Genomic DNA, 25,870 nt, shown 5'->3' on the forward strand with positions numbered 1-25,870 from the left:
GTACCTCGTTGCATACATCGAAAGCGTCAATACGTTCCTCATCGTGGACGCAAATGCCTTTGTTGAAAAGACGTACGGGAAAGGTATCTTCACTCTGCCGCAAGCATCCGTCACCGTGCCGATACGATGCGACAGTGTCTTAGACGCGCATGCTTTTTCAATCTTACTTCGTAAAGGCGAGTTAACCGAATGGGCCCGGCTTCTCGACGCACCGCCCGGCGAAATGAAACTGAGCCAGCGTGACTATTCGGTAATATGGCACATAGGCACCCAAAAGAAGCGCGACGTGGAAATACGACTAACATTTCGGGACTGGCAGTCGAAGCTTAGAAGCGAGATGTACTTCGAAGAGCGAAAGCGCGAGCAATCGGAATGGGAGGAGTGTCGCACTCATTGGCAGTACATGTTGAGAATCGGCGAGCTCGAAGAAACTTATCCATATCTAACATTTGCGCGCTTCGATGAAGAGCGGCAGGAGGAAAGTGAGTTTTTTGATAATGAGGATGGTGAACCTCTCATCGAGCTTGGAGATGGTACCCAAGTGTACGGGACGAATGTTGCCGATGAGTATCACCAGTATGAATTCCTGGTGGGGCTGAATGCGGTCGGAGATCAGATGCTCAGCTGGGTCAAGACCCTTCAGGATCTTGGAGTCATTCAAGTTTCAGAATCAGTAAGCGAATTCATAGACGTTGCTCCTTGGCATTGGCGAGGCATTTAGTGTCTCCCTGCATCAACGTTCAGAGCGGTAGGTTCGCTTACGCGACGCGTGAAACGTATCAGGAAATCGGTCGACGAAAGGTTGGCTATTTCAAAGATCGTGTCTGCCGCGCATGGAACCGGAAGACAACCGGCTATTTCCCTTGGCAAAAGGCTCAGCGGATTGACAGCAGCTCGAATAAGCAGCGAGTCACAGCTGTGCTATCGTGCTCTCGCTCAGCCTGCACCATCATCCTTATCGTCGCCCTCTCCGGGCGGGCAGGTGCTCAAGTTCCGGTTGAGACGTTGGTCGATTCGTTGCGGAGCAAAATAGCAGCGACACGAGAGAGTAGTAGAGACTCACTTACCGCGCTTGGCTCGGCCGCAGTTCGAACCTTAATGAGGGCTCTGTCTGATCCAACTGCCGTTGTGCGTGAAGGAGCCGCAATCGTCCTAGGCCAAATCGGACGACCTTCCGCGCCCGCGATGCCGGCGCTGGTAGAGACCTTGGCTGATCAGTCATTTGGGGTGAGGCTCGCTGTGTCGCAGGCGTTGAAACGAATTGGCCCAGCTTCCGTCGCGCTGCCCCGACTTGCACAACTCGCTGCTGGCGCGGACAACTACACTGCTCTACTCGCTGTCGAGGCGATGGGCAACACCGGTGCGGATGCGGCTGTGCATCTTCAGGTACTCATTCAACTGATGGGTCGCGGCGACGAAGACTTCAAGAGCGTCGTCATCACGAGCATAGGCAGGATTGGGCCGCTCGCGTCGCCTGCAATCCCGCGGTTGATAGATGCAGCTCGTTCAGAATCACCGGGGATTGAGAGTCAAGCGATCGAAGCGCTGGGGAAGATCGGGTCGGCTGCAGCCCCTGCAGTCACCACGGTGACGTCTGCGGCACGCGATCCTGCTCGAGAAGTTCGAATTGCAGCGACACACGCGCTAGCGAGGCTCTCATTGGTGAGCCCCGAAGTACGGCCGGTCCTGATAGGAATGCTGCAAGATACCGATCCCAGGGTTCGCTCACAGGCGTTGGCGAGCGTCAAGACAATTGTTCCACTCAGTGATCAAGAGTTGCCTGCTGTGGCAGAATTACTTCGAGATCCGGATATCGAAATTCGGCAAGAGGCAGTGCAAATCATTGAAGCCCAGAAGGCTTCAGCGCGGCCTGCAGAACGTCAACTACTCGCAGCGCTCTTCGATTCGTCGCCGTTCGTTAAGCAACGGGCTGCTTTGTCGCTAAGGGCATTAGCCCCCATATCACCTGAAGGGATTCGGGCCATGCTCCCCGCATTAGCAGACTCGAATTATCTCACGAGTAAGACGTTGATTGAAACGATCGGAGCATCTGGAAGATCTGCCAGAATTGCCGTTCCGACCCTTGTAAGGCTGCTTGAGGATCCCCTGACCCACGGCCCCGCCCTGGCCGCATTAAAAAGAATTGGGCCACAAGCTGATGAAGTGGTTCCAGCGCTGATTCAATTAAGCGACCTGGATGTCGTAGGAACGCTTTCAGATCTCGGGCTCGGCGCCGTGCCGCAACTGAGAACTGCCCTCCGAAGTGGAACGACGGGGATTCGCCGTCGAGCTGTTTCGTCGCTGGTGAGGATTGGGGCACGCGACACGTTGACTATCAAGAGTCTCGTTCTGGCGCTGCGGGATACCGACCCGTCAGTCAGTGAGACTGCGGCCGGTGGGCTCGTGGCAATTGGAGCGGGCAGCATAGAGTTCGTCGTCCGGGCGCTTTCCGATCCAAGCTCGGAAGTGCGCATTCGTTCCCTGCGTGTTCTCGCACAACTGCCAGCAAGCGCTCGACCCAAGCTGCCCACACTGCGTTCGGTTCTAAACGATTCGGTTGCTGCCGTCCGATATGAGGCTGCAGTGGCGATATCCACCATTGAGTCGCCCGGCGAGCTGCTATTGCGTCCTCTCATTCTCTCGCTGAACGCAACCGAACCAGCAACTCGCCGGAGAGCCGCGGCTGCAATCGAAGTGATCGCCAAAGACATGGCGGATGCATCGCGGATCGAAGCGATCCCGATACTTCAAGAGGCGGCACGTGCGCTCAGTGCCAATTCAGACGATTCGGTTCGTATGCATGCGAAAGAAGTCGAGCGAAGTGTTCGGTATCTTGGAGTTGTCTGGTGGCAAAAGCTGCTACGGGCAGTTCGGGAATTCGAGTCCGAGCACCGAATCGCTACTCTCGTCGCCGCCGCATACGTACTTGTGTTAGTGGCCTGTTTGTTGGCTCTCTGGTTGCGGCCACTTCTTCTCTTTCGTGTCAATCACACGCTCAGCCGTGTGACCGAAATCAAGCTTCCTGAGGCCCTCGGCGGCGTCAGGATACCGTTGTCGTACTTGCTCGTCGTAGGGATCTTCCGTTATCGCGCTAGAGTGTTGAGGGCTTGGGCGGCGGCGAATGTCGCCGCAGCAGCTCGAGCTTTCGAAGAACGGCGCACCGTGGAGGATAGAAGAATCCACGTACCCATGCCTGTGGTGTTCGACCGAACCGTGGTAGCTACTCCATCCGCTGCCACTTTCCGCCCGCTATTCCGCCAGAAGCGAAGCGCACTGGTTATATACGGCGAAGGAGGGGCAGGGAAGACGAGTCTGGCGGTACAACTGGCTCGCTGGGCGATGGTTGTAGACCCTGAGTTGCGTCTGAATCCTCACGCAGTAATGCTGCCGCTGCTGCTTGAATACGATCTCGGCGGGGAGCACGCATCGTTGGGCACACTGGTTGATTCCCTTGGTGGACAGCTTCGAACCTCTCTGGGGCTAGAGCGTCCATTGCGGGCCGACCTTCTTCTGAGACTTCTCCAGCAAGGTCTGATACTGGTGATAATCGATCATCTGTCCGAGATGAGCGATGAAACAAGAAAAGCAATCCGTTTCGACTCTGCCGACTTTCCGATCAACGCGTTGATCGTTACCTCGCGGATTGAAGAAGAGCTTCAAGGGACGCCGCGAAGCGTCGTAACGCCCCTGCGGATACAGGGCAACCGATTGTCTTCATTCATGGAGGCCTATCTCACCCAACGAGGATGGCGCAATGCATTTGATGATGCTGAATACTTCGAGGCGTGCCGTCGACTCTCGGAAATGGTTGGTCAGCGCGATATCACTGTCCTGCTTGCGAAGCTCTATGCCGATCAACTCATCGCTGAAAAGGAGGCTCCATCGGCCGAGGGGCTTCCACGAAATATCCCTGAGTTGATGCTCAGCTACCTTAACGAGGTCAACCGATCCGCTGGCCCTGACGACCCGGACGATAGAACCGTCCATCGGACTGCAAAGATTGTTGCCTGGGCCTGCTTGCGCGACACCTTACGGCCCGTCCCCGCGAGTCATGACGCGGTGGTGCGGGATCTTGGAGGTGATCTCATAGCGACGCCGTTGATCCGCTATTTCGAGGAGAAGCTGCGTCTGTTGCAGACTGTTGGACCAGCCCGGGATCGTCTCCGATTTTCGTTGGACCCCGTCGCTGAATACTTAGCGGCGATCCACCTAGTCGAGAGTCTAGGCACTGACACATTGAAGTGGCACGAATGGATGTCGCAAGCTGAATCGGAACTGCTGAAATCACCGACTGCGTACAGTTTCATCCTCGCGGTCCGAGACAGCTGCGAGGCGAAATCGACCGCGGAGTCGAACTTGGACTCCGTCATTGTGGATCTTTCCAAGCTCGTCGTGAAGGCAGTTGAACGTATACAACCCGCGAGTCACACAACGGCCGAGCAGCGAGAAGCCTGACGAGCTGTTGTCCTTCACCCGTTTCAACTGACATGCGGACTGAGTTGGAGCAGCTGCTCGATCAATGCGTGGCGGAGAACGGCGGCAGGCTTGTCGGGGATCCTTCGATAACGTTCGACGGCGCCAGTACTCGTTTAGAGGTCGACAAGCACGAGTGGTGGGACGCTCTGATGCGCATTCGCTTTACTCAGTTCGTATTGGTTGGCGCAAATCGGATTATTGCTGCGTCCGCAGCGAACACTGATGCATCCTTTGAGGACATGCAGGGGTCGAGTTAGCAGGTGGATGAGGAAACCCTGCTCGCGGTGATGAATGAGCCGCGCAAGCTATCAGCGCGGGTCCAGAGCGCCTGATTTCGTGGAAACGGCCCCACAAACAGCCCCCGCTCTGAAGCAGGCAACAGAAACACATTTGGCAACAGGCACGTGTTCAACGACTTACGACATGCGCCCGGAGGGGCTCGAACCCCCAACCTTCTGATCCGAAGTCAGATGCTCTATCCAATTGAGCTACGGGCGCGTGGTGTAACCAATGTGTGAATAAACCGAATCGCGCCGCTCCCGCAATGGCCCTACTCGACGGTGACCGTTCCGCGCATCCCCGGATGCGGCTCACAGTGATACGGGAATGTTCCCGCCGCCGGAAACTCGCGCGTGTAGGTCGCGCCGGGCGCGAGGAGTGGTGACTTCCACGTGCCGGCATCGGCGGTGCTCGTGTGGGCGTCGGTGCCCTGTGCGCCGCAGTTCACCCATGTGACTTTCATGCCCGGACGCACCCGCACCTGCGCCGGAATGAACGTGAAGTCGCGGATTATCACGACCGTCGAGCCGAACGCGTCCGACGGAAGCTGCGCGTTGCAACCGGTGAGATCGGTGCCGGTCCCGGTCGCCCGCTCCGACAGACAACCAGCGATCGCGATAGTCACGGCGGCAAGCGAGGCGCCAAGAACGAGTCTGGCGCGCGCGACGCGCACACCCCGCATGACGTTGACGGCGCTCATTGGTCCGTCACCACTACCACACCCTTCATGAACGGGTGCGGCATGCAATAGAAGTTGTATGTCCCCGCTTTCGTGAACGTGTGCCGGTATGTCTTGCCCGGCTGGATCAGTCCGGAATTGAAGCTCTTGTCCACTGCACTGACACTGTGCGGCAGCGGATCGCTGTTCCTCCATTCGATCGTCGTGCCGACGGCAATATTGAGTCGCGGCTGGAGGTAGCTGATGTTCTTGATCACCGTACGAACGGTGTCCACCAGCGCGGCGGTCGCGGAGACAGTGGTGTCGGAGAAATCCTGCGCTCTCTTCCCGAAGTACCGGCGAAGGGTGAGCGGAATCGTGAACTCGAATCCATACCTGACACTGCTCGAACCGCGCGACGCACCCTGAAGCGTGGCGACCGGCGCGTTCGTCGCGTGCAGCGAAAGCGTGTGAGGCGTCAGCGGGATGGCGATATGCAGCCCGGCGCTCCATGCCACCCGCTCGGTCGAATCGCGGTCAGTGAGCGATGCGACGTCTCCAGCGAGCGCGACATACTGGCCGAGGCGAATCGTCGCTCCACTGGCAACAGCGAACCGCGTGTTACGTGCTTCGAGCGGATCCGAGAGAACGCGCCCGGCGACGATCAGTCGCGCGATACCGAATCGCTTCGCGACGGACACTTCGCCGTCGATCCCGTCAGCCGCATTGTTGTAGCCTGCTCGCACACCGACGTCGAGAGGAGCGCCGTAGTCCTCACCCAGCGGAGCCCAGCGTGCGAACAGCTCCCACTCGTTCGGAAAGTTCGGCGCGAGCGTCGAGTTCGTCGAGTAATTGAATCCTGCGAGCAGTCGCCTCGGCAGTCCCGCCGCGAGAAGAAACGTCGGTACGTTGGAGACCTTTCGCTGCGGCGCCTGACTCGCCGTGAACCGATGCACGAAATGAAAGTACAGTGTGCCAGGAGCACCGACCCAATCGCCCGACACGTTTGGCGATCGGTCGAGAAGCGATTGTGCCTCCGCGGCAGCGGGCAGTGCGAGCACGACGGAAAGGAGCAGTTTACGCATCAGGCGCATTCGATACCCTTGGTTGAGCGTTGCCCCGCGCGTCCGCACGGACGTCGAGCCATCGGCCATGAAGATCGGTCCGGCCATGGACGGCTGCACTCCGATTCCGGCGAAACGCACTGGATTCGGGGCGGAGGTCGTGTCTTGTCGGGCGACGGGACTTCCTCGGCCGATCGCAATGCGCCAATCTTAAGGCTCCGCCAACACGAGATCCTGTTGATCGCAGAAGGCCAGCCCGCTCCTGATTTCGACCTCGAGGCCGACGACGGCTCACGCGTGTCGCTCGCTTCGCTCAAAGGGCGAAACGTCGTTCTCTTCTTCTATCCGAAAGACAACACCTCTGGCTGAACACGCGAGGCGTGCGATTTTCGCGACGCCTTTCCCCGGTTCGGGGAACTCGATGCCGAAGTGCTTGGAGTGAGTGCCGACAGCGCCAAGTCGCATCGGAAATTTCGCGACAAGCACTCGCTGCCGTACCGATTGCTCGTGGACGAGGAGCACCGCGTGTCGGAGTCCTGGGGAATCTGGAAGGAGAAGACGCTCTACGGAGTCAAGTACATGGGAATCGAGCGTACGACGGTCGTGATAGATCGGCACGGCCGGATTGCCCGGATCTTCCCGAAGGTGAAGATTGACGGGCACGTCGAAGAGGTGGCACGTACCGTCGGCGGATTGCCGCCTCGGTGAAGGCGGCTATCGTCCGCTCTTGTCCTCGCGAATCTCTTCCTTGACCGCGTCGGAGTGCACTGCGATCCGGTCGATCATGTCCTGCGGCTCGACGTCGCGCAACAGCTCCTGAATCTCCGGATCACCGGCTTCGCGAAGTTCCATCCTGTCGCTCATCGCGACGACGAGGCGGAGGATGTGGGTCGTCTCATGCTCGTTGAGGAGACTCATCTGGACGGCGAGACGATTTCGGATTTCCTCCTGCGCCGCCATCCGGTTCTGCGTGATCAGCACGAAGGTCGCGAGGAAGATCGCCTCCACCGAGGCAAGAGTTCCCAGCTTGGTAAACGATGGATCGAAGTTGTGTACGGCGGGGACCCATCCCATGTCCACCGCCGTCCACAATCCAAACGCGACGGCGTGGAAGTAGACGAATTTCATCGAGCCGGCGAAGGCCGAGATGGCGGCCGCGACGCGGTCGGAGGTGGATTTCGTGCGCTCCTGCTCGGCGGCGTGCTCGACGAGCGCGCGCACGTTGCGCTCGACGACATTCGCGGTGCTGGACGAGATCGCATCCGCCGAATTCTGTGAGGCCGGATTCGTGTGAGAACTGGACATGGATTTGACCGGTGGAAAGGTGAGCAGTGACTCTTAAGCAAGATCGCACGGCAGCAGAGCAGAAAGCGAAACCGGGCGGATGGTCAGACCTGACTACGTTGCTCAAGTGCTATCAGCCGCAAGGTCGCGTGAGAAGTCGTCGTGTGTGGCCTTGCTGTTCCGGAGGAGCGCTCTCTCACGCTAACTTGTGAGAGCCAGGGGGGCTCCACGGAATGACCATCCTTCAGACGCTTCGCTCGTTCGCGCAGGATCGCCTGCCCGCTCCAGTATGGGAGGGAGCCCGGCTGGTCCGGCAGCGTTTCGCGCGCGCGATCTTTCACCCCTACACCGCGACCCACCTCTTCGGCAGACGCGAGCTCACCGTCCACATCAACGACGACGTGGCGCGGGCCTGGTACGACGGCGACTGGAAGGTACCGGCGGAGATCGAGGTCATCGCCACGCGCGGACAGCTGCGGCCCGGGGCGACGGTATTCGACATCGGCGCGCACCAGGCGATCGTCGCGATGATTCTCGCCGAGCAAGTGGGGGATTCGGGACGCGTCGTCGCGGTCGAGGCGTCGGCGCACAATGCGGTGACCGCGCGGGCCAACATCGCTACAAACGGGGTTCGCAACGTGAGCGTCGTGCATGCCGCCGTGTCCGATACGCCCGGCACGCTTCGCTTCACTCCGACGCTCAACGGCCATGTTTCCACCGGCCGTGCCCCGGGCGTTGAGGTGTCCGCGGTCACCGTCGATCAGCTCGCGGCGGAATACGGACTGCCTGACGTGCTGTTCCTGGATGTCGAGGGATATGAGGTGCACGTTCTCCGCGGCGCCGCGAAAACGATCCACGATGCGCGTCCCGACATCTGCGTCGAGGTGCATTCGGGTGGGATGGGCCTCGAGCAGTTCGGGACCGTGGACGAGCTGCTCGCTCTCATCCCCGGCGACTACACGATCCTCGTAGCTCCTCCTGACGTCGAGCCTTTCGTTCCGCTGGCCGATGGCCGTACGATTCTCGATCGCCGTGCGCGGCTGATCGCTCTCGCTCCGCCCGATTCGTCGCGAGCGACCTTCAGGAGGAACACAGCCTGATGCAGCACCCTCAGGAAGGCCGGCCGGCGCCGGATTTCGATCTCTAGGCCGATGACGGCAGTCGCTGCTCGTCGACATGCCGCAGGTCGTGGGGCGAGTGAAGCGGCCCCAATTGAAAAGGGGACGCTCGATAGGGAGTCCTTTTCTTCATATTCGTTTGTTGACTACGCGCCCGGAGGAACTCGAATCCCCAACCTTCTGATCCGTAGTCAGATGCTCTATCCAATTGAGCTACGGGCGCCCATGCGTTTTGCCTGCCTACCCAATCCTGCATGGGCGGTACAAGACTCGAACTTGTGACCTCCACGATGTCAACGTGGCGCTCTAACCAACTGAGCTAACCGCCCCATCCAGCGAGCGGCGGCGCCGCAAATCTCGCCATTACCGCCCTTCCTTAAGCGGGAAACGGGACTCGAACCCGCGACCCCAACCTTGGCAAGGTTGTGCTCTACCAACTGAGCTATTCCCGCAGTCTTTTCACTGCTGCCCCCCACACGACTCAGCCAATCTAATCGGTGTGGGAGCCGGTATGGAGGTGAGGGGAATCGAACCCCTGACCTCTTGAATGCCATTCAAGCGCTCTCCCAACTGAGCTACACCCCCGGCTCGTCCCGCGCCCGTCCCGAATCACTCCCGCCGACCCGTTCCGGACCCCCCCGCGCCCGATGCAATCCCCGGTTTGCACCGGAAATCAAATGATTTCCGCCGAAAATCCGGTTCTGCAACATTGTGGGAGGAACCGCGAAGGATATCCGAGGGTAGAACCGAAGTCAAGAAATACCCCTAGCATCTTTTGCCACGGCCGGTATTTTGCAGCGCCCAACTCCACGACATCATTCGCTGTGCTCGGCGTTCTCGCCGCGTCCAATAAATAGAATCTCCGCTGAAGGACCTTGAGGTGTCCACCAATGGCTGAAGTCAAGCGCCGCCGCAAAGCGGTAGCGACCGGGATCGCTCCGAGTGAGCCGGAGCGCGATATCCTCGATCAGTATCTCTACGAAGTCAGCACTTATCCGCTGCTCAAGGGCAACGAAGAGATCGAGGTTGCCCGGAAAATCCGTGCTGGTGATCCGGATGCGCTCCAGGAGCTGGTGAAGCGCAACCTGCGCTTCGTCATTTCCGTTGCAAAGAAATACCAGAACCGCGGCCTTCCCCTCATTGACCTGATCGGTGAAGGCAACGTCGGTCTGCTGACCGCCGCAAGAAAGTTCGACCCCGACCAGGGCGTCAAGTTCATCTCTTACGCAGTGTGGTGGATCCGCCAGGCCATTCTCTCCTCGCTCGCGAGACAGGGAAGGACCGTGCGTGTTCCGCTCAATCGCACAGCGGATCTCTCGCGCATCATCAAGGCGTCGGAGATCCTGCGTCAGAAAATGCGCCGCGAGCCCACGCCGGAAGAACTGTCGCAGCTGACAGGTCTCTCGGTGGACGTCGTTCAGTCGCTCGCCGCACTCAACACCGGCGACGTGCGTCTTGACGCGCCAATGGATCCGGAAGGCGATCGCTCGCTCATCGAGCGCTTCGTCGCCGACGAGATGCCCGATACCGAAGAGGAAGCAATGAACCGCTTCCTCAACGACGAGATCGGGTCCGCGCTTTCGACGCTTCCCCCGCGGGACGCGAAGGTGCTGCGCCTCTACTTCGGACTCGAGGCCGGACGCGAGCACACACTCGAGGAGATCGGCTCCATGCTCGGCGTAACTCGCGAGCGTGTTCGCCAGCTCCGCGACCGTGCACTCAAGCGCCTTCGCGAAGGCGACGTAGGCCGCGCGCTGGGAAGCTTCGCGGCGTAGTATCCAGCTCAGTGAAAGTGGCCCGGGCATTCGTGTCCGGGCCCTTTTTATTGTTACTTTTCCCGCACTCCCAGCCACCCCCACGCCGCCATGATCCGCCTCATTGACGTCCACAAAGCGTTCGGCCCGAAGGAAGTCCTCACGGGCTTCACGCTCGACGTCAAGGAAGGCGAGACGATGGTCATCATCGGCTACTCGGGCAGCGGAAAGTCGGTCGCGATCAAGCACATCGTCGGATTGCTGGAGCCCGACCAGGGAACCGTCTGGGTGGACGGCCTCGAAGTCCCGAAGCTCACGCGACCAGAGCTCTACGCGCTGCGCGCAAAGGTCGGCTACGTCTTCCAGTTCTCCGCCCTTTTTGACTCGATGACGATCGGCGACAACGTCGCCATGGGTCTCAGAAAGGAAGGGAAGCTGTCGGAGCCGGATATTCTGAAGCGCGTCAGCGAAGCGCTCGAGCTCGTGGATCTCCCGAACGTCGAGACGAAGATGCCCGCCGAGTTGTCAGGCGGCATGCGAAAGCGCGTCGGAATCGCCAGAGCCATTGCCCGTCGTCCCAAGTACGTGCTCTACGACGAGCCCACCACCGGCCTCGATCCGGTCACCAGCGCCGTCATTGACCAGTTGATGGTGCGGATGCGCGAGAAGCTCGGCGTCACCAGCATCGTCATTACCCACGACATGCGGAGCGCGTACCGCGTCGGATCGCGCATCGCCATGCTCTACGAGGGCACGGTCCGCCAGGTCGGCACCATTGACGAGATCCAGCACACCTCCGATCCGATCGTGCGCCAGTTCATCGAAGGCAAGGCCGACCTCGAGTTGGTGGAAGCAGGTGTGTAGCGTACTCCCGATCGGTCCGGTGTAGCCGCGTGGCTAAGGATAACGGCGCCGAGCCGCTCGAGCTTCCGGTTCTCCTCGTATACACGGCGAGGGAGAGAGCGCGTGCATTCGTGCGCGCGGCGTTTCCCAAGCGAAAGTGGAAGGTCATCACCGCACGCGACGTGACGGAGTTCAGGACCACGCTGCGCAAGGTTCTCGTGGATGCCGTGCTCGTGGACGTCGGGTCGTCCGCTGCGACGACGAGCGCGGGGGGTGAATCCGTGATGGGCCATGGTGCGACAGCCGCCGCCTCGCCGTCGGACGACACGTGGAGGATCGGCACTCTGGCGCACGAGTTCCCGAGCGCCCCGTTCTTCGGCATTTCTCCGCTGAGGGCCACCGACGCTCCGGCCATCGCGCGGTGCGCAGCGCTCGAGTTCTGCGACATCCTCGCCGACGGACTGGACGATGCGGTTGCCCGCGACATCGTCGCGCCGCGCACTTTCTCCGCGAGATTCACCGCCGCGCTCGCGGATCCGCCGCAAACCCTCAGACTCCGCACCGAGATGCAGCTGGCGACGTGGCGGTCCATACTCGCCTCCGCCGGACGACCGATTCGCACGGCCGCGCTGGCGCGCGAAGTGGGCGTGAGCCGCGAGCACCTGAGCCGCCACTTTTCAGCGCCGGGCGCACCGAATCTCAAGCGCGTCATTGATCTCGTGCGAATGGTCGCCGCCGCCGAGTTGGCGAAGAATCCCGGGCTCGACGTGCGGGACGTCGCAAAAATTCTCGGCTTCGCTTCATCGTCGCATCTCGCGGTCACGGCGCAACGCGTCCTCGGCACTCGCCCCGCTTCGCTGTCGCGGCTGCGAACCGTGGATCTCATCGAGCGATTCACGCAGGGGAGGACTCGGTCGCGGGGATGAGGGCCCATGTCCTTTTATCAGCTCCGGTAATTGGCACGCGCCGCGCGGCACGAGAGTCGCGGCAACTTGCAGTACAAGATGGCTTGTGATATTTTTCACAAGCTCCGAAGCGACCTTGGGATCGGCCTTCCGTCGACCCCCTGCTGCGTCTTATAACACGCTCTCAGCCCTTTCTGAAAAATGGCCACCGAAACCTCTCTTCGCCCCGGCGAAATCAAGGACATCCTGCTTCGCGAGATCGAAGCGGCTGACCTCCGTGACCTGGACGTTGAGGAAGTCGGTACCGTCCTCGAAGTAAAGGACGGTATTGCTCGCATATACGGCCTCTCCAAGGCGATGTCCGGAGAGATGCTCGAAGTCACTGCCACCGAGACCGGCGAGAAGATCACCGCCCTCGCGTTGAACCTCGAAGAGGACAACATCGGCGCGGTCATCCTCGGCAACTACCTCGTCCTCAAGGAAGGCGATGAGGTCCGCCGAACCGCCCGCGTGTTCGAAGTCCCAGTCGGTCCCGAGCTTATCGGACGCGTCGTGGATCCACTCGGACGACCCATTGACAACGCCGGCCCGATCCACGCCACTCACACCCGCAAGGTGGAGTCGCCGGCCCCTGGAATCATCGTCCGCCAGCCCGTGAAGGAGCCCCTCCAGACTGGTATCAAGGCGATTGACTCCATGATCCCGATCGGACGCGGGCAGCGCGAGCTCATCATCGGCGACCGCGGCACCGGCAAGACCGCCATCGCCGTTGACACGATCATCAACCAGAAGGGCACCGGCGTCATCTGCGTCTACGTCGCCATCGGCCAGAAGAACTCGACGGTCGCATCCGTAGTCGAGAAGCTCCGCCAGGCGGGCGCGATGGAATACACGATCGTCGTGGTCGCCGGCGCTTCCGATCCGGCGCCGATGCAGTACATCGCGCCGTACTCCGGTTGCTCGATGGCCGAGTACTTCATGTACAACGAGGGCAAGCCAACGCTCTGCGTGTACGACGACCTCAGCAAGCAAGCCGCCGCCTACCGCCAGCTCTCCCTCGTTCTTCGCCGTCCCCCGGGACGCGAGGCCTTCCCTGGCGACGTGTTCTATCTCCACTCCCGCCTCCTCGAACGCGCCGCAAAGCTGCGCGAGGACAACGAAGTCGTGGACGGGAATATCCTCAAGCCCGGCGGATCGCTCACGGCACTGCCGATCATCGAGACGCAGGCCGGTGACGTGTCGGCCTACATCCCGACCAACGTCATCTCAATCACCGACGGACAGATCTTTCTCGAGGCCGACCTGTTCTACTCCGGTGTTCGCCCCGCCGTCAACGTCGGCATCTCGGTCTCCCGCGTCGGTGGATCGGCACAGGTCAAGGCGATGAAGACCGTCGCCGGACGCCTTCGCCTCGACCTCGCGCAGTACCGCGAGCTCGAAGCGTTCGCGTCGTTCGCTGCCGACCTCGACGCCGCCACCAAGCGCCAGCTCGATCGCGGCGCGCGCACGGTCGAGATCCTCAAGCAGAAGCAGTACCAGCCGATGCCGGTCGAAAGCCAGGTCATGGTCATCTACGCCGTGACCAACGGCTTCCTCGATGCGCTTCCCGTCTCCGGCATCAAGGCGTGGGAGTCGGGCTTCCTCGATTTCGCGCACGCACAGTACCCGCAGATTGAGAGCGCGATCAGGAATCAGAAGGTTATGTCGAAGGAGATCGAGGCCGATCTCAAGCGCGCCATCGAGCAGTTCAACGAATCTCGCGGTACAGGCAAGGCCGCGTAATCCATGGCCAAGGGTCGTGAGCTGAAGGGGCGCATCAAATCCGTCGAGAATACGCGGAAGATCACGCGTACGATGGAGATGGTCGCCACTTCGAAGATGAAACGGGCGAAGGACCGCGTGCACGCAGCGCGGCCCTACGCATCGAGTCTCGCGGAAGTGATCGCCGGACTGTACTCGCCTGATCTCGCGGAGCGGTTCCCGCTCCTCAGGCAGCCGGCGAAGGCGAGCCGCGCCGCGGTGATTCTTCTCACCTCCAATCGCGGACTTGCCGGAGGCTTCAACTCCAACCTGATCAAGGAAGGAAGAAACCTTCTTGCGCGTCTCGATCGCGGCGGCGTCGAGACGCAGCTCCACATCGTCGGCAAGAAGGGCCTCGGCTATTTCAGGTACATCGGCCGGCCGATCGCTTCGAGCCGCATAGACATCACCGACAGGCCGACGGTGCAGAACGCCCGGGAGCTGGTGGACGATCTCATCAATCAGTTCACGAGCGGTGCGGTGGACGCGGTATTCGTCGTTCACTCCAGGTACATCTCCGCGCTGTCCACTCCGCCGACTTCGGTGCAGATCCTCCCGGTGAAGCCCCCTGGGACGAAGGGTCCGCGCCCGGATTACCTGCTTTACCCGTCGGACGAAGCGATCCTGACGGAGCTGCTTCCGCTTTACGTGCGCAACGCCGTGTACCGCGGCCTGGTGGAGAACGAGGCAGCATTCCAGAGCTCGCAGCGCACCGCGATGAAGAACGCAACAGACAACGCCGGCGACATTCTGAACGTGCTTCGCCGTACATATAACCGCGCCCGCCAGGCGCAGATCACGCAGGAGATCGCCGAGATCGTCGGCGGCTCCGCTGCACTGGAGAGCTAGAAATGGCTACCGCAGTCAAGACCGGGAAGAACGTCGGAAGAGTCGTCCAGGTTATCGGACCGGTGCTCGACGTAGAGTTCGAGGCCGATAAGCTTCCCGAGCTCTACAACGCGATCACCATCAAAGCCAGGTCCGATGGCGGACCGGACATCAGGGTGACGTCCGAGGTGCAGCAGCACATCGGCCGCAACCAGGTACGCGCCGTCGCGATGTCCGCAACCGACGGCGTTGTGCGCGGAATGGAAGTCGTGGATACGGGCGCGCCTATCATGGTGCCGGTCGGCGCCGCGGCCCTCGGACGCATTCTCAATGTGCTCGGCGAGCCGGTGGACAATGGCCCCGAGATCGGCCCCGAGGTCGAGCGCTGGGCAATCCATCGCGCCCCGCCGCAGTTCGCCGACCTCGAGCCGAAGACGGAAGTGTTCGAGACGGGCATCAAGGTCATTGACCTCATCGCCCCGTTTGTGAAGGGTGGGAAGATCGGGCTCTTCGGCGGCGCCGGCGTGGGCAAGACCGTCATCATTCAGGAGCTGATCAACAACGTCGCCAAGGGACACGGCGGAAAGTCCGTGTTCTGCGGCGTGGGCGAGCGCACGCGCGAAGGGAACGACCTCTACCTCGAGTTCAAGGAAGCGGGCATTCTCGACAACGTCGCGCTGATCTACGGCCAGATGAACGAACCGCCGGGAGCGCGTCTGCGAGTCGGCCTCTCGGGTCTCACCGTCGCCGAGTATTTCCGCGACGTGGAGAACCAGGACGTGCTCGTGTTCATTGACAACATCTTCCGCTTCACTCAGGCCGGCTCCGAAGTGTCCGCACTCCTCGGCCGCATGCCGAGCGCCGTGGGTTACCAGCCGACGCTGGCGACGGAGATGGGCGATCTTCAGGAGCGCATCACCTCGACCAAGACGGGGTCCATCACGTCCGTGCAGGCGATCTACGTGCCCGCCGACGACATCACGGATCCCGCGCCGGCGACCGCCTTCGCCCACCTCGACGCGACCGTCGTTCTCTCCCGCGCGATCACAGAGCTCGGCATCTACCCCGCGGTGGATCCGCTGGCGTCGTCGTCGCGAATTCTCGACGCCCAGTTCCTCGGCGAGCGCCACTACAACGTCGCCACCTCGGTGCAGCGCATTCTTCAGCGCTACAAGGAGCTGCAGGATATCATCGCCATTCTCGGAATGGACGAGCTGTCGGAAGAGGACAAGAAGGTCGTGGGCCGCGCGCGCCGTCTGCAGCGCTTCATGTCGCAGCCGTTCGCGGTGGCCGAGCAGTTCACCAACACTCCGGGCAAGTACGTGAAGCTCGAGGACACGATCTCGTCATTCGAGAGAGTCGTGGCCGGCGAGTTCGACACGCTGCCCGAGCAGGCGTTCTTCATGGCAGGCGGAATTGACGACGTGATCGAGAACGCCAACAAGATGACGCAGGGCTGATCGGCCGATGCTGAAGGTTTCGGTGATCTCTCCGGAGAGTGTGCTGTTTGAAGGCGAGGCGACCTCGGTCGTCGCGCCCGCGTTCGACGGAGAGGTGGGAATTCTCCAGGATCACGCGCCGATGATGACGCTGCTCGGCAAGGGCACGCTCAGGCTTGGGAGCGGCGGTGGAGAAAAGCGATTCGACATCGAAGGCGGTTTTCTCCAGGTAGTGGAGAACAACGTGCGGATCGTTACGGAGCGCGCCACGGCGGCCTGAAGGCTCTGCAGGGCGATTTGCCCCTGTAAGCCCGCTCCTCGTTCTCGTCATCCCGCGTCTGTCGGCCTATATTCCTTGGTGGTATCCCGTCTATGTGTGGAGGGACCCAGGGATGATGGACGTTCGCGTTGCATCTCTCGCGTCGTGTGTCCTCGCTTTCGCCGTCCCGCAGCTCGCTGCCGCGGAAGCTGTCGCCGACACGGTGGCGGCGACGGGAGTCTACCAACTGAGCGGAGTCGTCACCGATTCGGCGAGGACACCTGTTCCGGAGGTGGAGGTGACCGTGGTCGAGGCTGGCGAAGTCCGGCGCAGCGCCGTGACTGCGGCCGATGGACGCTTCACGCTCGGCGGCTTTCCGGCTGGGCAGCTTTCCCTGCGCATTCGCCGACTCGGTTATAAGCAGCAGGTTCTGGAGGTGCGGGTGGGCGCCCGTGGACAGCCGACGTTCGTCGAGATCGTCCTGACCAGCGTTGCGCAGGAGCTGGAGGAAGTTGTCGTGGATGCCGATCCTGGCAACCGCCTCCGCGAGTTCCGCCAGCGCAAGCAGCAGCGTGGCACTTTCGGGCGGTTCCTCGAGCAGGGTGACATCCGCCGGCTCGGTGCGACGAACTCCAGCGACCTGTTCCGCAGCGTTCCCGGGATCGCTATTCGCGCCGGCTCCACGGGGGGCGGCAATACCATACGCATCCGAGGCTGCCAGCCGATGGTCTGGGTGGACGGGCAGCGCGTGCTGGGCGCGGAGCTGGACGAGGTCATTCAGCCGGGAGAGATAGCGGCGATTGAGTTCTATCCCTCCTCCGCCGGAGTACCGGCGCAGTACCTGGAGCGCGGGAACCGTCTCTGCGGTCTGATTCTCGTCTGGACCAAGACCCAGTAGAACGAGCTGGGACAGCCTCGACAAGAAGAAAGCCCCCCGGAGAGCCGGGAGGCTTTCTTCTTCTTGCCGGGCGCCAGTTCCTAGCGCTGGCCGCAGCTCGCTCCCGGGTAGGTAGGTGCCGCGCTGGGACTCTTGTCCCAGTACATTCTCGACGTGAAGTTGTCCGGCCCCTGACGGGTGACAGCCGCGGCTACGTTCGAGGCGTTGACGGAGTTCTCCCGCGTGGAGTACTGGTAGCGTCGAGGGACGGTGTTGATGACGGCGGCCGGTCCCGGCTTCACCGTCGCCGGAACGCAGGTACGGCGCCACTCGGCCCACGCCTCGACGCCGTCGGAATAAAGAGCGATCCACTTCTGAAGCGCGATCTTGCGGAGACCCGCCGTGCCCCCCTGATAAGCAATGGCCGACTGAGCGAGGAAGGCATCGACAGCCGCGGTGTTGGTTACCCCCCACTGGGCCATTGACGCACGAATTGCCTGCTCGTAGAGCGCGGCCGCGCTCCCGGCAACCCAGCCACGTTCCGCCGCCTCGGCCAGAATGAATGAGACTTCGGCGTAGGTCAGAACGAACGACGGGAAGCTCGCTCCGGCGAGCGGCGAGCAGCCAGGGCAGAACCGCGACGTGGAATAGAAGACGCGGCCGGGGCGCGAAGAGATGAGTGAGTAAGTGGCCGCCTGCGACGCGGTGAGCGCATTCGGCATTCCGGCGTACACATTCGAGTTCGCCAGCGTCGGCTGCGCATAAACCGGCACACGGGGGTCGTTGACCGGAAGCATTTCATTCATGAGACGGTCCGACAGCCGGTGATCGTCGCGCGTGCGGTTGTTCGCCGCCCACGGGTTGTCATACACGCCGTCTCCCGGCCAGCGCATCTGCGCGTTATCAGCATTGGACTGGATGAGCCCTCCAGGTGCGCTGATCGCCGCGTTGAGCTGCGCCCGTGCCGTTGTCGGATCCACGTTGGCGAGGCGCATGGCGTGGCGTGCGCGGATGGAATTGGCGAACCGCTGCCACCTCAGGCGGTTGCCGCCATAGAGCGGGTCCGCGCCTCCAAGAGTCTGCGCACTCGCGGGCGCGCCCGCGATGACTGTCACGGCCTCGCTCAGATCCTTCAAGAGACCGTCATAGATATCCTTCTGCGCGTCGTAGGCAGGAAGGATGGTCGCCTCTGCTGCGTCTCCTTTCAGCGCCTGGGAGTAGGGAACGTCGCCCCACACATCGGTGACGTAGCCGAATATGAGGCTCCGCATCACCTGTGCGGGACCCCAGAGGAGAGGCTGATTATCGGCCTTCCCGGCGTCGATGACCGCCTGGAAATTCTTCAGCTCCTGGGCGTACGTGAAGATGAAGCTGCCGTTGGTAACGGTGCCATCAAGCCGCAGGTACTGGTCCTCGTCCGGGTACTGAACCTGAGCGAGGTGCTGCGCGGTCAGCACCGGACCGCGCATGTTCGTGGGGTTGCTGCCGAACCAGCGCTGCATCGCTATGCGTGAGGCATAGGTGAACACAGCTTGAGGCGGCGCCGACGTCGGGTTGTTGGGGTCCTCGTTGACGTTCGTGAGCTTATCGGGGTCGCAGGCGCTCACGCCGAGCAGCACGACCGCACCGAGGCTGGCGAGTCCAAAACTTTTATATGTCATTGTGTTCGCGGCTCCAGTGAGGGTAGGGTTACGGAATGATCCGGAGGTTGAAGCCGAAGCTACGTGGGTTCGGCGACATGTTAACCTCGATGCCCTGATCGTTCCTGCTGCTGTAAGCGAATTCCGGGTCGATGTTCGGGACGTTCGTCCACGTCATGAGATTCCGCCCCGTGAGAGCGATGCTCGCGGCCCGCGCCCCCAGGAACCTGTTCGCCCACTTCCCAGGCAGGTTGTATGACACGCGCAGCTCACGAAGCTTCGCGTAGCCGGCGTCGTAGACGTACTGCTCGGTGTATCCGAAAAGGCCGTGGAAGTACTCCTCGGCGGTGATCCTCTTGGTGTTGGCCTTACCGGTGGCGACATCTATTCCCTCGACGAGTACGCCCGGGTCGTCCCAGTCTGTCTCACGTCCGCGCATGGTGCTCGCCAGTACTCCGGCATACTCACCGAACATATTGGTGACGCTGTAAAGCTTACCGCCGCGGCGGATGTCGAGCAGCGTGTTCAGGGAGAAATTGCCGAAGCTGAGCTGGTTTCCCCACCCACCGGTCCATTTCGGTTGGATATTGCCCAGCACCGAGAGACTGGACTCTCTGAGGGGATAACCGTCCTCGACGAGAATGTTGCCAGCGTCGTCGCGCTCGAATTTGTAGCCGCGAATCGCGCCGTAAGGCTCGCCTCTCCGGGCCTCGACGATTACGTCGCCGAACCCCCCTGTTCCGAGGACGATCGTTTCGACGTCGGGAGCAAGTTCGACGACCTCGCTGACGTTGCGAGCAAAGTTGAAGGTCGTGTTCCAGCTGAGCCCGGTCGGTGACTCAAACAGGTTCAGCGTCAGCAACGCCTCGATCCCCTTGTTGCTGATCTCACCGGCGTTGATCCACTTCCTGTCGAAGCCGCTCGCGCCGGAGATTTCAACATCGAAGATCTGGTTGCGCGTTGATTTTCTGTACGCGCTCGCATCGAGAAGCACCCGGTTGGAGAACAGCGATACTTCAGCGCCAACCTCGTCGGAGCGCGTTATTTCAGGTTTCAGATCGGCGTTGGCGAGTCGGGTGTCCAGACGATACTGTGGTTGAGTGCCGAACCTCTGCGACTCGCCGAAGAAGACCGGGACGAGCGAATAAACGGGAGCATCGCTGCCAACCCGGGCCATGGCCCCGCGAAGCTTGAGCGAGCTGATCACTCTGCCCTGCAGGCCAGGCAACGCGTCAGTCAGCACCACCGACGTGTTGACGGACGGATAGAAGTACGAGTTGGCGCCGACCGGAAGAGTGGAGGACCAGTCGTTGCGCGCAGTTCCCTCTACCGTCCACCAGTCTTTGAGCGTAAAGGCGGCGGAACCATACACGCCCTGCACCTCCCGGCGCGTGATCTGTTGGTCGATAGAGGGTGCGATCGCTGCGTTGGCCGGGTTGTAAACCGACGGTACAACAAGGCCGGTTGTCTGCTGGCTGTTGCCGTTGAAGTACTCCCGCCGCAGGCTGCCCCCAGCGACGGCGTTGAGCTCCAGCCAGTTGGCGAGCCGGCGGTTGCCCGTGACGGTCAGGCCCGTGTTGTTGTCGTTTCTGTAGTCGTTGACAAAGCGGAAGCCGCCGTTGTACGCCAGGTTGACGAACTCCTCCGCACCCCGCGCGTAAAGCTGCTGGATCCCCAGCCGGTAGATGTCCGAACCCGTCTGCAGCACGGCGTTCAGGCCATCGGCTAACTGGTAGTTCACGGAGACCGACCCGATCAGACGATCGCGATCGTCGAGTTGCGGATTTTCCGCCATGACCCAAAACGGATTGTTGTGGTAGCTGTAATTCCAGTTGAACTCACGCGTAGCCGGTCCACCGTTGGTGAGTCCGCCCTTCTGGAAGTCCCTGAGCGACTCCGTGTTGATCTGCCGGCCGTACCAATTGAACATCGACTGGAGTGGGTTACGGCCTGAGTAGCCGACGCCCGGACGGTTGCGTCCGGAGTTATGGATGTACTGCACGGAGCCGTCTGCGGTGAGCCGCTGGCTTGCGCGGAAGGTGCCGCTGAGGGAAGCCGTCCGCCGCTGGAAGAGGTTATTCGGAAAGATTCCCGTGATGTTGTCCGCGCTAAGCGAAAGACGCCCGGACGAACGGTCAGTCCCGCCGCTTACGGCCAGCGTCGTCGACGCAGTAACTCCAGTCCGGAAGAAATCTTTGACGTTATTCGGGTGAGCACTCCAGGGCGTCGGCGTGCAGCCAGAGGTTCCGGCACCAGGGCTGTCGAACTGACAAATCAGCCGTCCGTCCATCTTCGGGCCCCAGCTCTCGTCGGTGCCGTCGTTGGTGCCGCCGTAGTTTCCATCCACCCACTCGAACGCACCTCCCGACCCTTGGCCATACCCGTTCTGAAAGTCGGGGAGAATCGCCGGGCGCTCAAAGGTGAGGTTGGTGTTGAGCTCCGTGCGCATCCGGCCGCCAGTATTGCGGCCTTTGCGGGTGGTGATGAGGATGACGCCGTTCGCCGCACGCGAGCCATAGATGGCCGCGGCGTTCGGGCCCTTCAGCACGCTCAGCGATTCGATGTCGTCCGGATTCAGGTCCGACATCGCGTTGCCGTAGTCGAAACTGGTGTTGCTGCCGACGAAGGGAGCGCCGCCGCGGTTGGCGTTCGATACCGCAACGCCATCGACGATGAAGAGCGGCTGGTTATTTCCTGTAATCGAGTTCTGACCGCGGATGATGATGTTGGTCGAGCCGCCCTGCGTGCCCGGTGACGTGATCTGGACCCCTGAAACCTTCCCCTGTATCTGCTGCACGAGGTTCTGCGCGCGGGTGTTGTTGACTTCCCCCGCACTGAGCTGCTGCTGGGCGGTTCCCAGCTTGCTCTTCTGCCTTTCCGCGCCAAGAGCCGTCACGACTACCTCCGCCAGCTGCGTGGCACTGACTTCGAGCACGAAGTCCTGACGAACGGATCCGCCGGCGAGAGTCGCCTGCACTGAACGCGGCAGGTACCCGATACGGCGAGCCGTCAGTGTCACCGCACCGCTGATGCCCGCGGGAACTACAAGAGTGTACCGGCCGTTGGCGTCAGTTATGGCGGCCACACGCTGGCCGGGGATGGCCACCCTGGCGCCGACGAGCGGCGCTCCTCCGACCGCTGCGGTAACCTGTCCGGACACAGTCGTTCCTTGCTGTGCCCGCGCGCCGACAGGGAGGAAGCCGAGCAGGGCAAGTCCGCTGCCGACGATGAGACGAACGAACGGACGATGGCGTTTCATACCACATCCTCCTTTCCATTATGATGGACCGGCTGTCGCATGCACCGAAGCTACGGTAAGAAACTGGATATGGTCCGGGCAACTGTCAATGGAGCGGTAGAGTGAGGAGGGGTTCCCTTATCCCGAAGCGGACGGGGCCGGGCTCGGCGGCCGGGCATTTGCACTTGCTCCGTGGCGTCTCCCACCGCAACGTAGATATGATGACGGACACGCAGCTCCCCTCCATCCTGGTCGTGGACGACAACCAGGACAACGCCAACATCATCCGGGATTATCTCGAAGCGCGCGGGTATCCGATCTCGGTCGCCTACAACGGCGACGAGGCCATGGCGCTGTTCGAATCCATGAATCCCTCGATCGTGCTTCTCGACGTCATGATGCCGGGCCGCGACGGATGGCAGGTGTGCCGCGAGATGAAGGCCAGCGCGTCGGGGCGCGACATCCGCGTGATCATGGTCACCGCCCTCCAGGACTGGATGGACAAGCGGCAGGCCATCGAGACTGGCGCCGACGACTACGTCGAGAAGCCGTTCGAGCTGTCGAAGCTCGCTGCGGTCGTCGAGCGCAACATCGCGCAGCTCCCGCAGACACGCTGACGTTGCCGAACTACCGGCGTCTTTTCCGCGGCGGCTCCGAGCCGAAGGTCCCGACTGTCTCGGCTTCGATTGATTCTGTCCGCCAGGCGATTCAGGAAAGGAAGGAGCTACTCGTCATCTACTTCAACTTCGACCGGTACACGAAGATCGAGGAGATCTACGGCTGGGAGAAACTCGACGAGATACTCCACACCACCGGCAACGCGATCCGCGAGTTCCTCAACAGCAGCGAGTTCTCCGCGTCCGAGGTGATGGTGAACTTCACCAACGACGACGACTTCGTCCTGTTCCATGTCCCGCCCACCCACAAGCCGGTACCGGGCCCGGATGCCATCACCGCTCTGACGGCGAGCCTCCACCAGTTCATCGCGAAGCGGATCGAGGAGGAGCACGGCGACGACATCGCGTCGCTCTTCGATACGTTTGTCGGCAGCTCTCACATTCACTACGATCCGAAGATCCGCCTCGAGCGGCAGATCTATCGCGCCATCCGCGACGCCGCGAGCTCATCCAAGTCGGTCGAGCAGCGCGAGTTCGCGCTCAGGGCGGCCGACCTTCGCGAGACTCTGCGGACAGGCGGCCTCTACATCGATTACCATCCTATAGTAGTGACCGAGACGCAGGAGATCTTCGGCTACGAGGCGCTCGCGCGCGGAACGCTCAAGTCCATGCGCCGCCCCGAGGTGATGTTCGAGGTCGCCGAAAAGACGGACATGATCTGGGAGTTGAGCCGGCTCTGCCGCAACACGGCCATCTCCGGAATGAAGGAGCGGCTCGACAAGAATCAGCTGCTGTTCATCAACGTGGATCCGCACGACTTCACCGATCCGATGTTCACCGAGCTTGACCTGGACGTCCCGGATCCTACGCGCGTCGTTCTCGAGATCACCGAGCGGACCGCCATCCGCGACTATCCCAAGTTCCGCGGTCGGCTCAAGGATTTCCGCGACCGCGGCTATCGCTTCGCGGTGGACGACGCCGGCAGCGGGTACGCCGGCCTCGGAACCATCGCGAACCTCGAGCCGAACTTCATCAAGCTCGACATCTCGCTCATCAACTGCATTGACGTGAACTTCATCAAGCAGAGCCTGGTGGAGAAGATGGTGGGATTCGGCAACGACCAGAACGCGATGGTGATCGCCGAGGGCGTCGAAACAGCCGAGGAGTATGAGACGGTGAAACAGCTCGGCGTGCACCTCGTGCAGGGTTTCTACCTGCACCCGCCGGCGCCGGAGAGAGCGGCGCCGGTGCCGCCAGCCCCCGGGGTTTAACCCGCTACCCGCTGCCCGCTCGCAGGAAGTCCGGAACGGAAGTGCAACCGAGAACGACACAGATCCGAGATGTGAGAGGCACAGTTGCAGGCGGCGAGTGGAGCAAGACGCGTTGCAAGGTACTTCTCTCACCGCTTATTGGCAGTACCTCGCGGCCGCTGACTATGCCTCTCACATCTCGGATCTGTGTCGTTCTCGGTTCCGAAGTTTCCAGGACTGCGTCTCTGGAACAGCGACAGCACCAACTCGGTGGACCTGTCAGCAGCTCCAATCCCCGCCTCGACAACGCGCCTCGCCGACGCGCCTGCCTTGCGCAGAACCTGCGGATTTCTGAACCAGGCAAGAATGCGCGCCGTGATGTCACCAGAGCCCGGGCATCTCACCGCGCCGCCGCCTCCCGTGAGCAGTCGCGCGTCGCGGTTGTCCGCGTGCATCGGCCCGATCAGCACGGGCGCGCCGTAAGCGGCCGGCTCGAGCATCGAGTGCAACCCCGCGTCGTGGAATCCGCCGCCCACGTATGCCGCATGGCCCAGCGCGTACATGTCGGCGAGAATTCCGTACTGATCCACGAGCACCACGTCGGTTGGCTTCGACATTGTCTCGCTGGTGCGTGAAAGCGACAGCGAGCTCTCGCGGGCCCACTTCACAATTGCCGCGAGATGCGCCTCGGAAAGCTCGTGCGGCGCGATGATCAATCGCGTCTGTGGAAGTTGCCGCCGCGCCTGGATCCACGCGGGAAGAAGCCGCTGCTCATCCGAGGGCCATGTGGACCCCGCCACAAGCGTCGGCCGCGGATCGTCGTATCGCTGGAGCAGCGCATCACGGGATTCGCTCGGCGCATTCGCCTTCGCCCACACTTGGTCGTAGCGCGTGTCGCCGGTGACCGTCATGCGGTCGCCTCGAACTCCCATGCCGAGCAGACGCTCCGCGTCCGACGGAGAAATTGCGCCGACGACGTCGAGCGAGGCGTACGCATCGCGCAACGCGAGCAGCGCCAGCCCCGAACGCCGCCTCGACGATTCGGGAACGGTCGCGCTCAGCAGGCCCACCTTTACGCCGCGCGCAGCCGCCTGCTCCACGAGCAGCGGCCACACGTCGAGCTTGCTGAACACGATCGCCGTCGGCCTCAGCGAGTCGAGCGCGAGCGCCGTGTCGCCCGCTGCGTCGAACGGGAGGTAATCGTGAAAATCGGCGCCCACGCCCTGCGCGAACCGCTCCGCGCTCGGAGAGAAAAATGTGTAAGCGACCTGCGCGTCAGGACGCTGCGCACGGAAACGCTCGAGCACCGGCAGGGCCTGCAGTCCTTCGCCCACCGACGGGGCGTGCACCCAGAGAAGCGGGCGCGCCGGATCGCGGCTCGAAGATGACCACGCAACGTAGCGACCGAGCAGGCCTCGCCGCGCCGTCATCGCTCTGAAGAATTTTGAATCTCCCGCCGGCGCCATGGCGACGGCAAGGCGGCTCATCGCACCGGCCGCACCATACGGAATGCGAATCAACGAGTGCATGGCGCGCGCGCC

General features: G+C 61.8%; 21 protein-coding genes and 5 tRNA genes. 15 read left to right on the top strand and 11 right to left on the bottom strand.

The genetic code is table 11. The features are described 5' to 3' along the window. The first annotated feature begins 43 nt into the window (after nucleotides 1-43). The 3 genes from Q7S20_13040 (at nucleotide 44) to Q7S20_13050 (ending at nucleotide 4,733) form a co-directional block, all read left to right on the top strand. Nucleotides 44-721, top strand: a complete 678-nt coding sequence (locus tag Q7S20_13040) for a hypothetical protein (protein MDO8502761.1) — start codon at nucleotides 44-46, stop codon at nucleotides 719-721. 377 nt (nucleotides 722-1,098) lie between these two features. Continuing rightward, nucleotides 1,099-4,455, top strand: coding sequence for a HEAT repeat domain-containing protein (locus tag Q7S20_13045; protein MDO8502762.1), 3,357 nt, complete (start codon nucleotides 1,099-1,101; stop codon nucleotides 4,453-4,455). 44 nt (nucleotides 4,456-4,499) lie between these two features. Beyond that, the gene (locus Q7S20_13050; protein MDO8502763.1) at nucleotides 4,500-4,733 is read left to right on the top strand and encodes a hypothetical protein; all 234 of its coding nucleotides are present in this window, start codon (nucleotides 4,500-4,502) and stop codon (nucleotides 4,731-4,733) included. Nucleotides 4,734-4,900: 167 nt separating this feature from the next. On the opposite strand, the gene Q7S20_13055 is transcribed toward Q7S20_13050, so the two are convergent. The 3 genes from Q7S20_13055 to Q7S20_13065 all read right to left on the bottom strand — a co-directional run bounded on the left by Q7S20_13055 (nucleotide 4,901) and on the right by Q7S20_13065 (nucleotide 6,618). Beyond that, nucleotides 4,901-4,974: transfer RNA gene (locus tag Q7S20_13055), tRNA-Arg, on the bottom strand. Between the two features lie 52 nt (nucleotides 4,975-5,026). Continuing rightward, complete coding sequence (locus Q7S20_13060) at nucleotides 5,027-5,455, bottom strand: cupredoxin family copper-binding protein (GenBank protein ID MDO8502764.1); 429 nt, start codon at nucleotides 5,453-5,455, stop codon at nucleotides 5,027-5,029. Beyond that, nucleotides 5,452-6,618, bottom strand: a complete 1,167-nt coding sequence (locus Q7S20_13065) for a cupredoxin family copper-binding protein (GenBank protein ID MDO8502765.1) — start codon at nucleotides 6,616-6,618, stop codon at nucleotides 5,452-5,454. The genes Q7S20_13060 and Q7S20_13065 overlap by 4 nt, the downstream gene beginning before the upstream one ends. Nucleotides 6,619-6,714: 96 nt before the next feature. Here Q7S20_13065 and Q7S20_13070 point away from each other — a divergent pair, with 96 nt between their 5' ends. Then, nucleotides 6,715-7,185, top strand: coding sequence for a peroxiredoxin (locus Q7S20_13070; GenBank protein ID MDO8502766.1), 471 nt, complete (start codon nucleotides 6,715-6,717; stop codon nucleotides 7,183-7,185). A gap of 6 nt (nucleotides 7,186-7,191) precedes the next feature. Here Q7S20_13070 and Q7S20_13075 read toward each other — a convergent pair whose 3' ends face one another. Next, nucleotides 7,192-7,782, bottom strand: a complete 591-nt coding sequence (locus Q7S20_13075) for a DUF1003 domain-containing protein (GenBank protein ID MDO8502767.1) — start codon at nucleotides 7,780-7,782, stop codon at nucleotides 7,192-7,194. A 212-nt stretch (nucleotides 7,783-7,994) separates the two neighbouring features. Between Q7S20_13075 and Q7S20_13080 the strand changes: the two genes are divergently transcribed. Then, on the top strand, nucleotides 7,995-8,861 hold the full coding sequence (locus Q7S20_13080; GenBank protein ID MDO8502768.1) for an FkbM family methyltransferase: 867 nt from the start codon (nucleotides 7,995-7,997) through the stop codon (nucleotides 8,859-8,861). A gap of 167 nt (nucleotides 8,862-9,028) precedes the next feature. On the opposite strand, the gene Q7S20_13085 is transcribed toward Q7S20_13080, so the two are convergent. The 4 genes from Q7S20_13085 to Q7S20_13100 all read right to left on the bottom strand — a co-directional run bounded on the left by Q7S20_13085 (nucleotide 9,029) and on the right by Q7S20_13100 (nucleotide 9,464). Beyond that, nucleotides 9,029-9,102: transfer RNA gene (locus Q7S20_13085), tRNA-Arg, on the bottom strand. A 32-nt stretch (nucleotides 9,103-9,134) separates the two neighbouring features. Then, nucleotides 9,135-9,208, bottom strand: a tRNA-Val gene (locus Q7S20_13090). A gap of 50 nt (nucleotides 9,209-9,258) precedes the next feature. Then, nucleotides 9,259-9,331 (bottom strand) — tRNA-Gly (locus Q7S20_13095). 60 nt (nucleotides 9,332-9,391) lie between these two features. Then, nucleotides 9,392-9,464 (bottom strand) — tRNA-Ala (locus Q7S20_13100). A 305-nt stretch (nucleotides 9,465-9,769) separates the two neighbouring features. On the opposite strand from Q7S20_13100, the gene Q7S20_13105 reads away from it, so the two are divergent. The 8 genes from Q7S20_13105 (at nucleotide 9,770) to Q7S20_13140 (ending at nucleotide 17,605) form a co-directional block, all read left to right on the top strand. Then, entirely contained in the window at nucleotides 9,770-10,654 is an 885-nt protein-coding gene (locus Q7S20_13105) for an RNA polymerase sigma factor RpoD/SigA (protein ID MDO8502769.1), read from the top strand. A 90-nt stretch (nucleotides 10,655-10,744) separates the two neighbouring features. After that, nucleotides 10,745-11,497 carry an ABC transporter ATP-binding protein gene (locus tag Q7S20_13110; protein MDO8502770.1) on the top strand — a complete coding sequence of 251 codons (753 nt, stop codon included), beginning with the start codon at nucleotides 10,745-10,747 and terminating at the stop codon, nucleotides 11,495-11,497. A 29-nt stretch (nucleotides 11,498-11,526) separates the two neighbouring features. After that, nucleotides 11,527-12,402, top strand: coding sequence for an AraC family transcriptional regulator (locus Q7S20_13115; protein ID MDO8502771.1), 876 nt, complete (start codon nucleotides 11,527-11,529; stop codon nucleotides 12,400-12,402). Between the two features lie 180 nt (nucleotides 12,403-12,582). Continuing rightward, nucleotides 12,583-14,163 (top strand): F0F1 ATP synthase subunit alpha, encoded by a 1,581-nt coding sequence (gene atpA / locus Q7S20_13120; protein MDO8502772.1) that lies wholly within the window; start codon nucleotides 12,583-12,585, stop codon nucleotides 14,161-14,163. A gap of 3 nt (nucleotides 14,164-14,166) precedes the next feature. Continuing rightward, a complete protein-coding gene (atpG, locus tag Q7S20_13125; GenBank protein MDO8502773.1) occupies nucleotides 14,167-15,030 on the top strand; it encodes an ATP synthase F1 subunit gamma in 864 nt (287 codons plus the stop codon). Between the two features lie 2 nt (nucleotides 15,031-15,032). Further along, nucleotides 15,033-16,469 carry a F0F1 ATP synthase subunit beta gene (gene atpD, locus Q7S20_13130; protein ID MDO8502774.1) on the top strand — a complete coding sequence of 479 codons (1,437 nt, stop codon included), beginning with the start codon at nucleotides 15,033-15,035 and terminating at the stop codon, nucleotides 16,467-16,469. 7 nt (nucleotides 16,470-16,476) lie between these two features. Continuing rightward, nucleotides 16,477-16,728, top strand: a complete 252-nt coding sequence (gene atpC / locus Q7S20_13135; protein MDO8502775.1) for an ATP synthase F1 subunit epsilon — start codon at nucleotides 16,477-16,479, stop codon at nucleotides 16,726-16,728. Between the two features lie 112 nt (nucleotides 16,729-16,840). After that, nucleotides 16,841-17,605 carry a carboxypeptidase regulatory-like domain-containing protein gene (locus Q7S20_13140; GenBank protein ID MDO8502776.1) on the top strand — a complete coding sequence of 255 codons (765 nt, stop codon included), beginning with the start codon at nucleotides 16,841-16,843 and terminating at the stop codon, nucleotides 17,603-17,605. Nucleotides 17,606-17,685: 80 nt separating this feature from the next. On the opposite strand, the gene Q7S20_13145 is transcribed toward Q7S20_13140, so the two are convergent. Both Q7S20_13145 and Q7S20_13150 read right to left on the bottom strand, forming a co-directional pair. Then, complete coding sequence (locus Q7S20_13145) at nucleotides 17,686-19,245, bottom strand: SusD/RagB family nutrient-binding outer membrane lipoprotein (GenBank protein ID MDO8502777.1); 1,560 nt, start codon at nucleotides 19,243-19,245, stop codon at nucleotides 17,686-17,688. Nucleotides 19,246-19,273: 28 nt separating this feature from the next. Further along, on the bottom strand, nucleotides 19,274-22,483 hold the full coding sequence (locus Q7S20_13150; protein MDO8502778.1) for a SusC/RagA family TonB-linked outer membrane protein: 3,210 nt from the start codon (nucleotides 22,481-22,483) through the stop codon (nucleotides 19,274-19,276). Between the two features lie 197 nt (nucleotides 22,484-22,680). On the opposite strand from Q7S20_13150, the gene Q7S20_13155 reads away from it, so the two are divergent. Together Q7S20_13155 and Q7S20_13160 are read left to right on the top strand one after the other, a co-directional pair. Next, nucleotides 22,681-23,079: a response regulator gene (locus tag Q7S20_13155; GenBank protein ID MDO8502779.1), complete on the top strand. Its 399-nt coding sequence runs from the start codon at nucleotides 22,681-22,683 to the stop codon at nucleotides 23,077-23,079. A gap of 2 nt (nucleotides 23,080-23,081) precedes the next feature. Further along, nucleotides 23,082-24,350 (top strand): EAL domain-containing protein, encoded by a 1,269-nt coding sequence (locus Q7S20_13160; GenBank protein MDO8502780.1) that lies wholly within the window; start codon nucleotides 23,082-23,084, stop codon nucleotides 24,348-24,350. 128 nt (nucleotides 24,351-24,478) lie between these two features. Here Q7S20_13160 and Q7S20_13165 read toward each other — a convergent pair whose 3' ends face one another. Next, nucleotides 24,479-25,858, bottom strand: coding sequence for a glycosyltransferase N-terminal domain-containing protein (locus Q7S20_13165; GenBank protein MDO8502781.1), 1,380 nt, complete (start codon nucleotides 25,856-25,858; stop codon nucleotides 24,479-24,481). Between the last annotated feature and the right edge of the window lie 12 nt (nucleotides 25,859-25,870).

This window comes from Gemmatimonadaceae bacterium, from assembly GCA_030647905.1.
GTDB lineage: Bacteria > Gemmatimonadota > Gemmatimonadetes > Gemmatimonadales > Gemmatimonadaceae > UBA4720.

Excerpts from the sequence above, each read along its gene's own strand:
- Q7S20_13045 (MDO8502762.1), top strand. The coding sequence starts at position 1,099 with ATGAGGGCTCTGTCTGATCCAACTGCCGTTGTGCGTGAAGGAGCCGCA.
- Q7S20_13060 (MDO8502764.1), bottom strand. The coding sequence starts at position 5,455 with ATGAGCGCCGTCAACGTCATGCGGGGTGTGCGCGTCGCGCGCGCCAGA.
- Q7S20_13075 (MDO8502767.1), bottom strand. The coding sequence starts at position 7,782 with ATGTCCAGTTCTCACACGAATCCGGCCTCACAGAATTCGGCGGATGCG.
- Q7S20_13080 (MDO8502768.1), top strand. The coding sequence starts at position 7,995 with ATGACCATCCTTCAGACGCTTCGCTCGTTCGCGCAGGATCGCCTGCCC.
- Q7S20_13105 (MDO8502769.1), top strand. The coding sequence starts at position 9,770 with ATGGCTGAAGTCAAGCGCCGCCGCAAAGCGGTAGCGACCGGGATCGCT.
- Q7S20_13110 (MDO8502770.1), top strand. The coding sequence starts at position 10,745 with ATGATCCGCCTCATTGACGTCCACAAAGCGTTCGGCCCGAAGGAAGTC.
- atpA (MDO8502772.1), top strand. The coding sequence starts at position 12,583 with ATGGCCACCGAAACCTCTCTTCGCCCCGGCGAAATCAAGGACATCCTG.
- atpG (MDO8502773.1), top strand. The coding sequence starts at position 14,167 with ATGGCCAAGGGTCGTGAGCTGAAGGGGCGCATCAAATCCGTCGAGAAT.
- atpD (MDO8502774.1), top strand. The coding sequence starts at position 15,033 with ATGGCTACCGCAGTCAAGACCGGGAAGAACGTCGGAAGAGTCGTCCAG.
- atpC (MDO8502775.1), top strand. The coding sequence starts at position 16,477 with ATGCTGAAGGTTTCGGTGATCTCTCCGGAGAGTGTGCTGTTTGAAGGC.
- Q7S20_13140 (MDO8502776.1), top strand. The coding sequence starts at position 16,841 with ATGATGGACGTTCGCGTTGCATCTCTCGCGTCGTGTGTCCTCGCTTTC.
- Q7S20_13145 (MDO8502777.1), bottom strand. The coding sequence starts at position 19,245 with ATGACATATAAAAGTTTTGGACTCGCCAGCCTCGGTGCGGTCGTGCTG.
- Q7S20_13150 (MDO8502778.1), bottom strand. The coding sequence starts at position 22,483 with ATGAAACGCCATCGTCCGTTCGTTCGTCTCATCGTCGGCAGCGGACTT.
- Q7S20_13155 (MDO8502779.1), top strand. The coding sequence starts at position 22,681 with ATGATGACGGACACGCAGCTCCCCTCCATCCTGGTCGTGGACGACAAC.
- Q7S20_13165 (MDO8502781.1), bottom strand. The coding sequence starts at position 25,858 with ATGCACTCGTTGATTCGCATTCCGTATGGTGCGGCCGGTGCGATGAGC.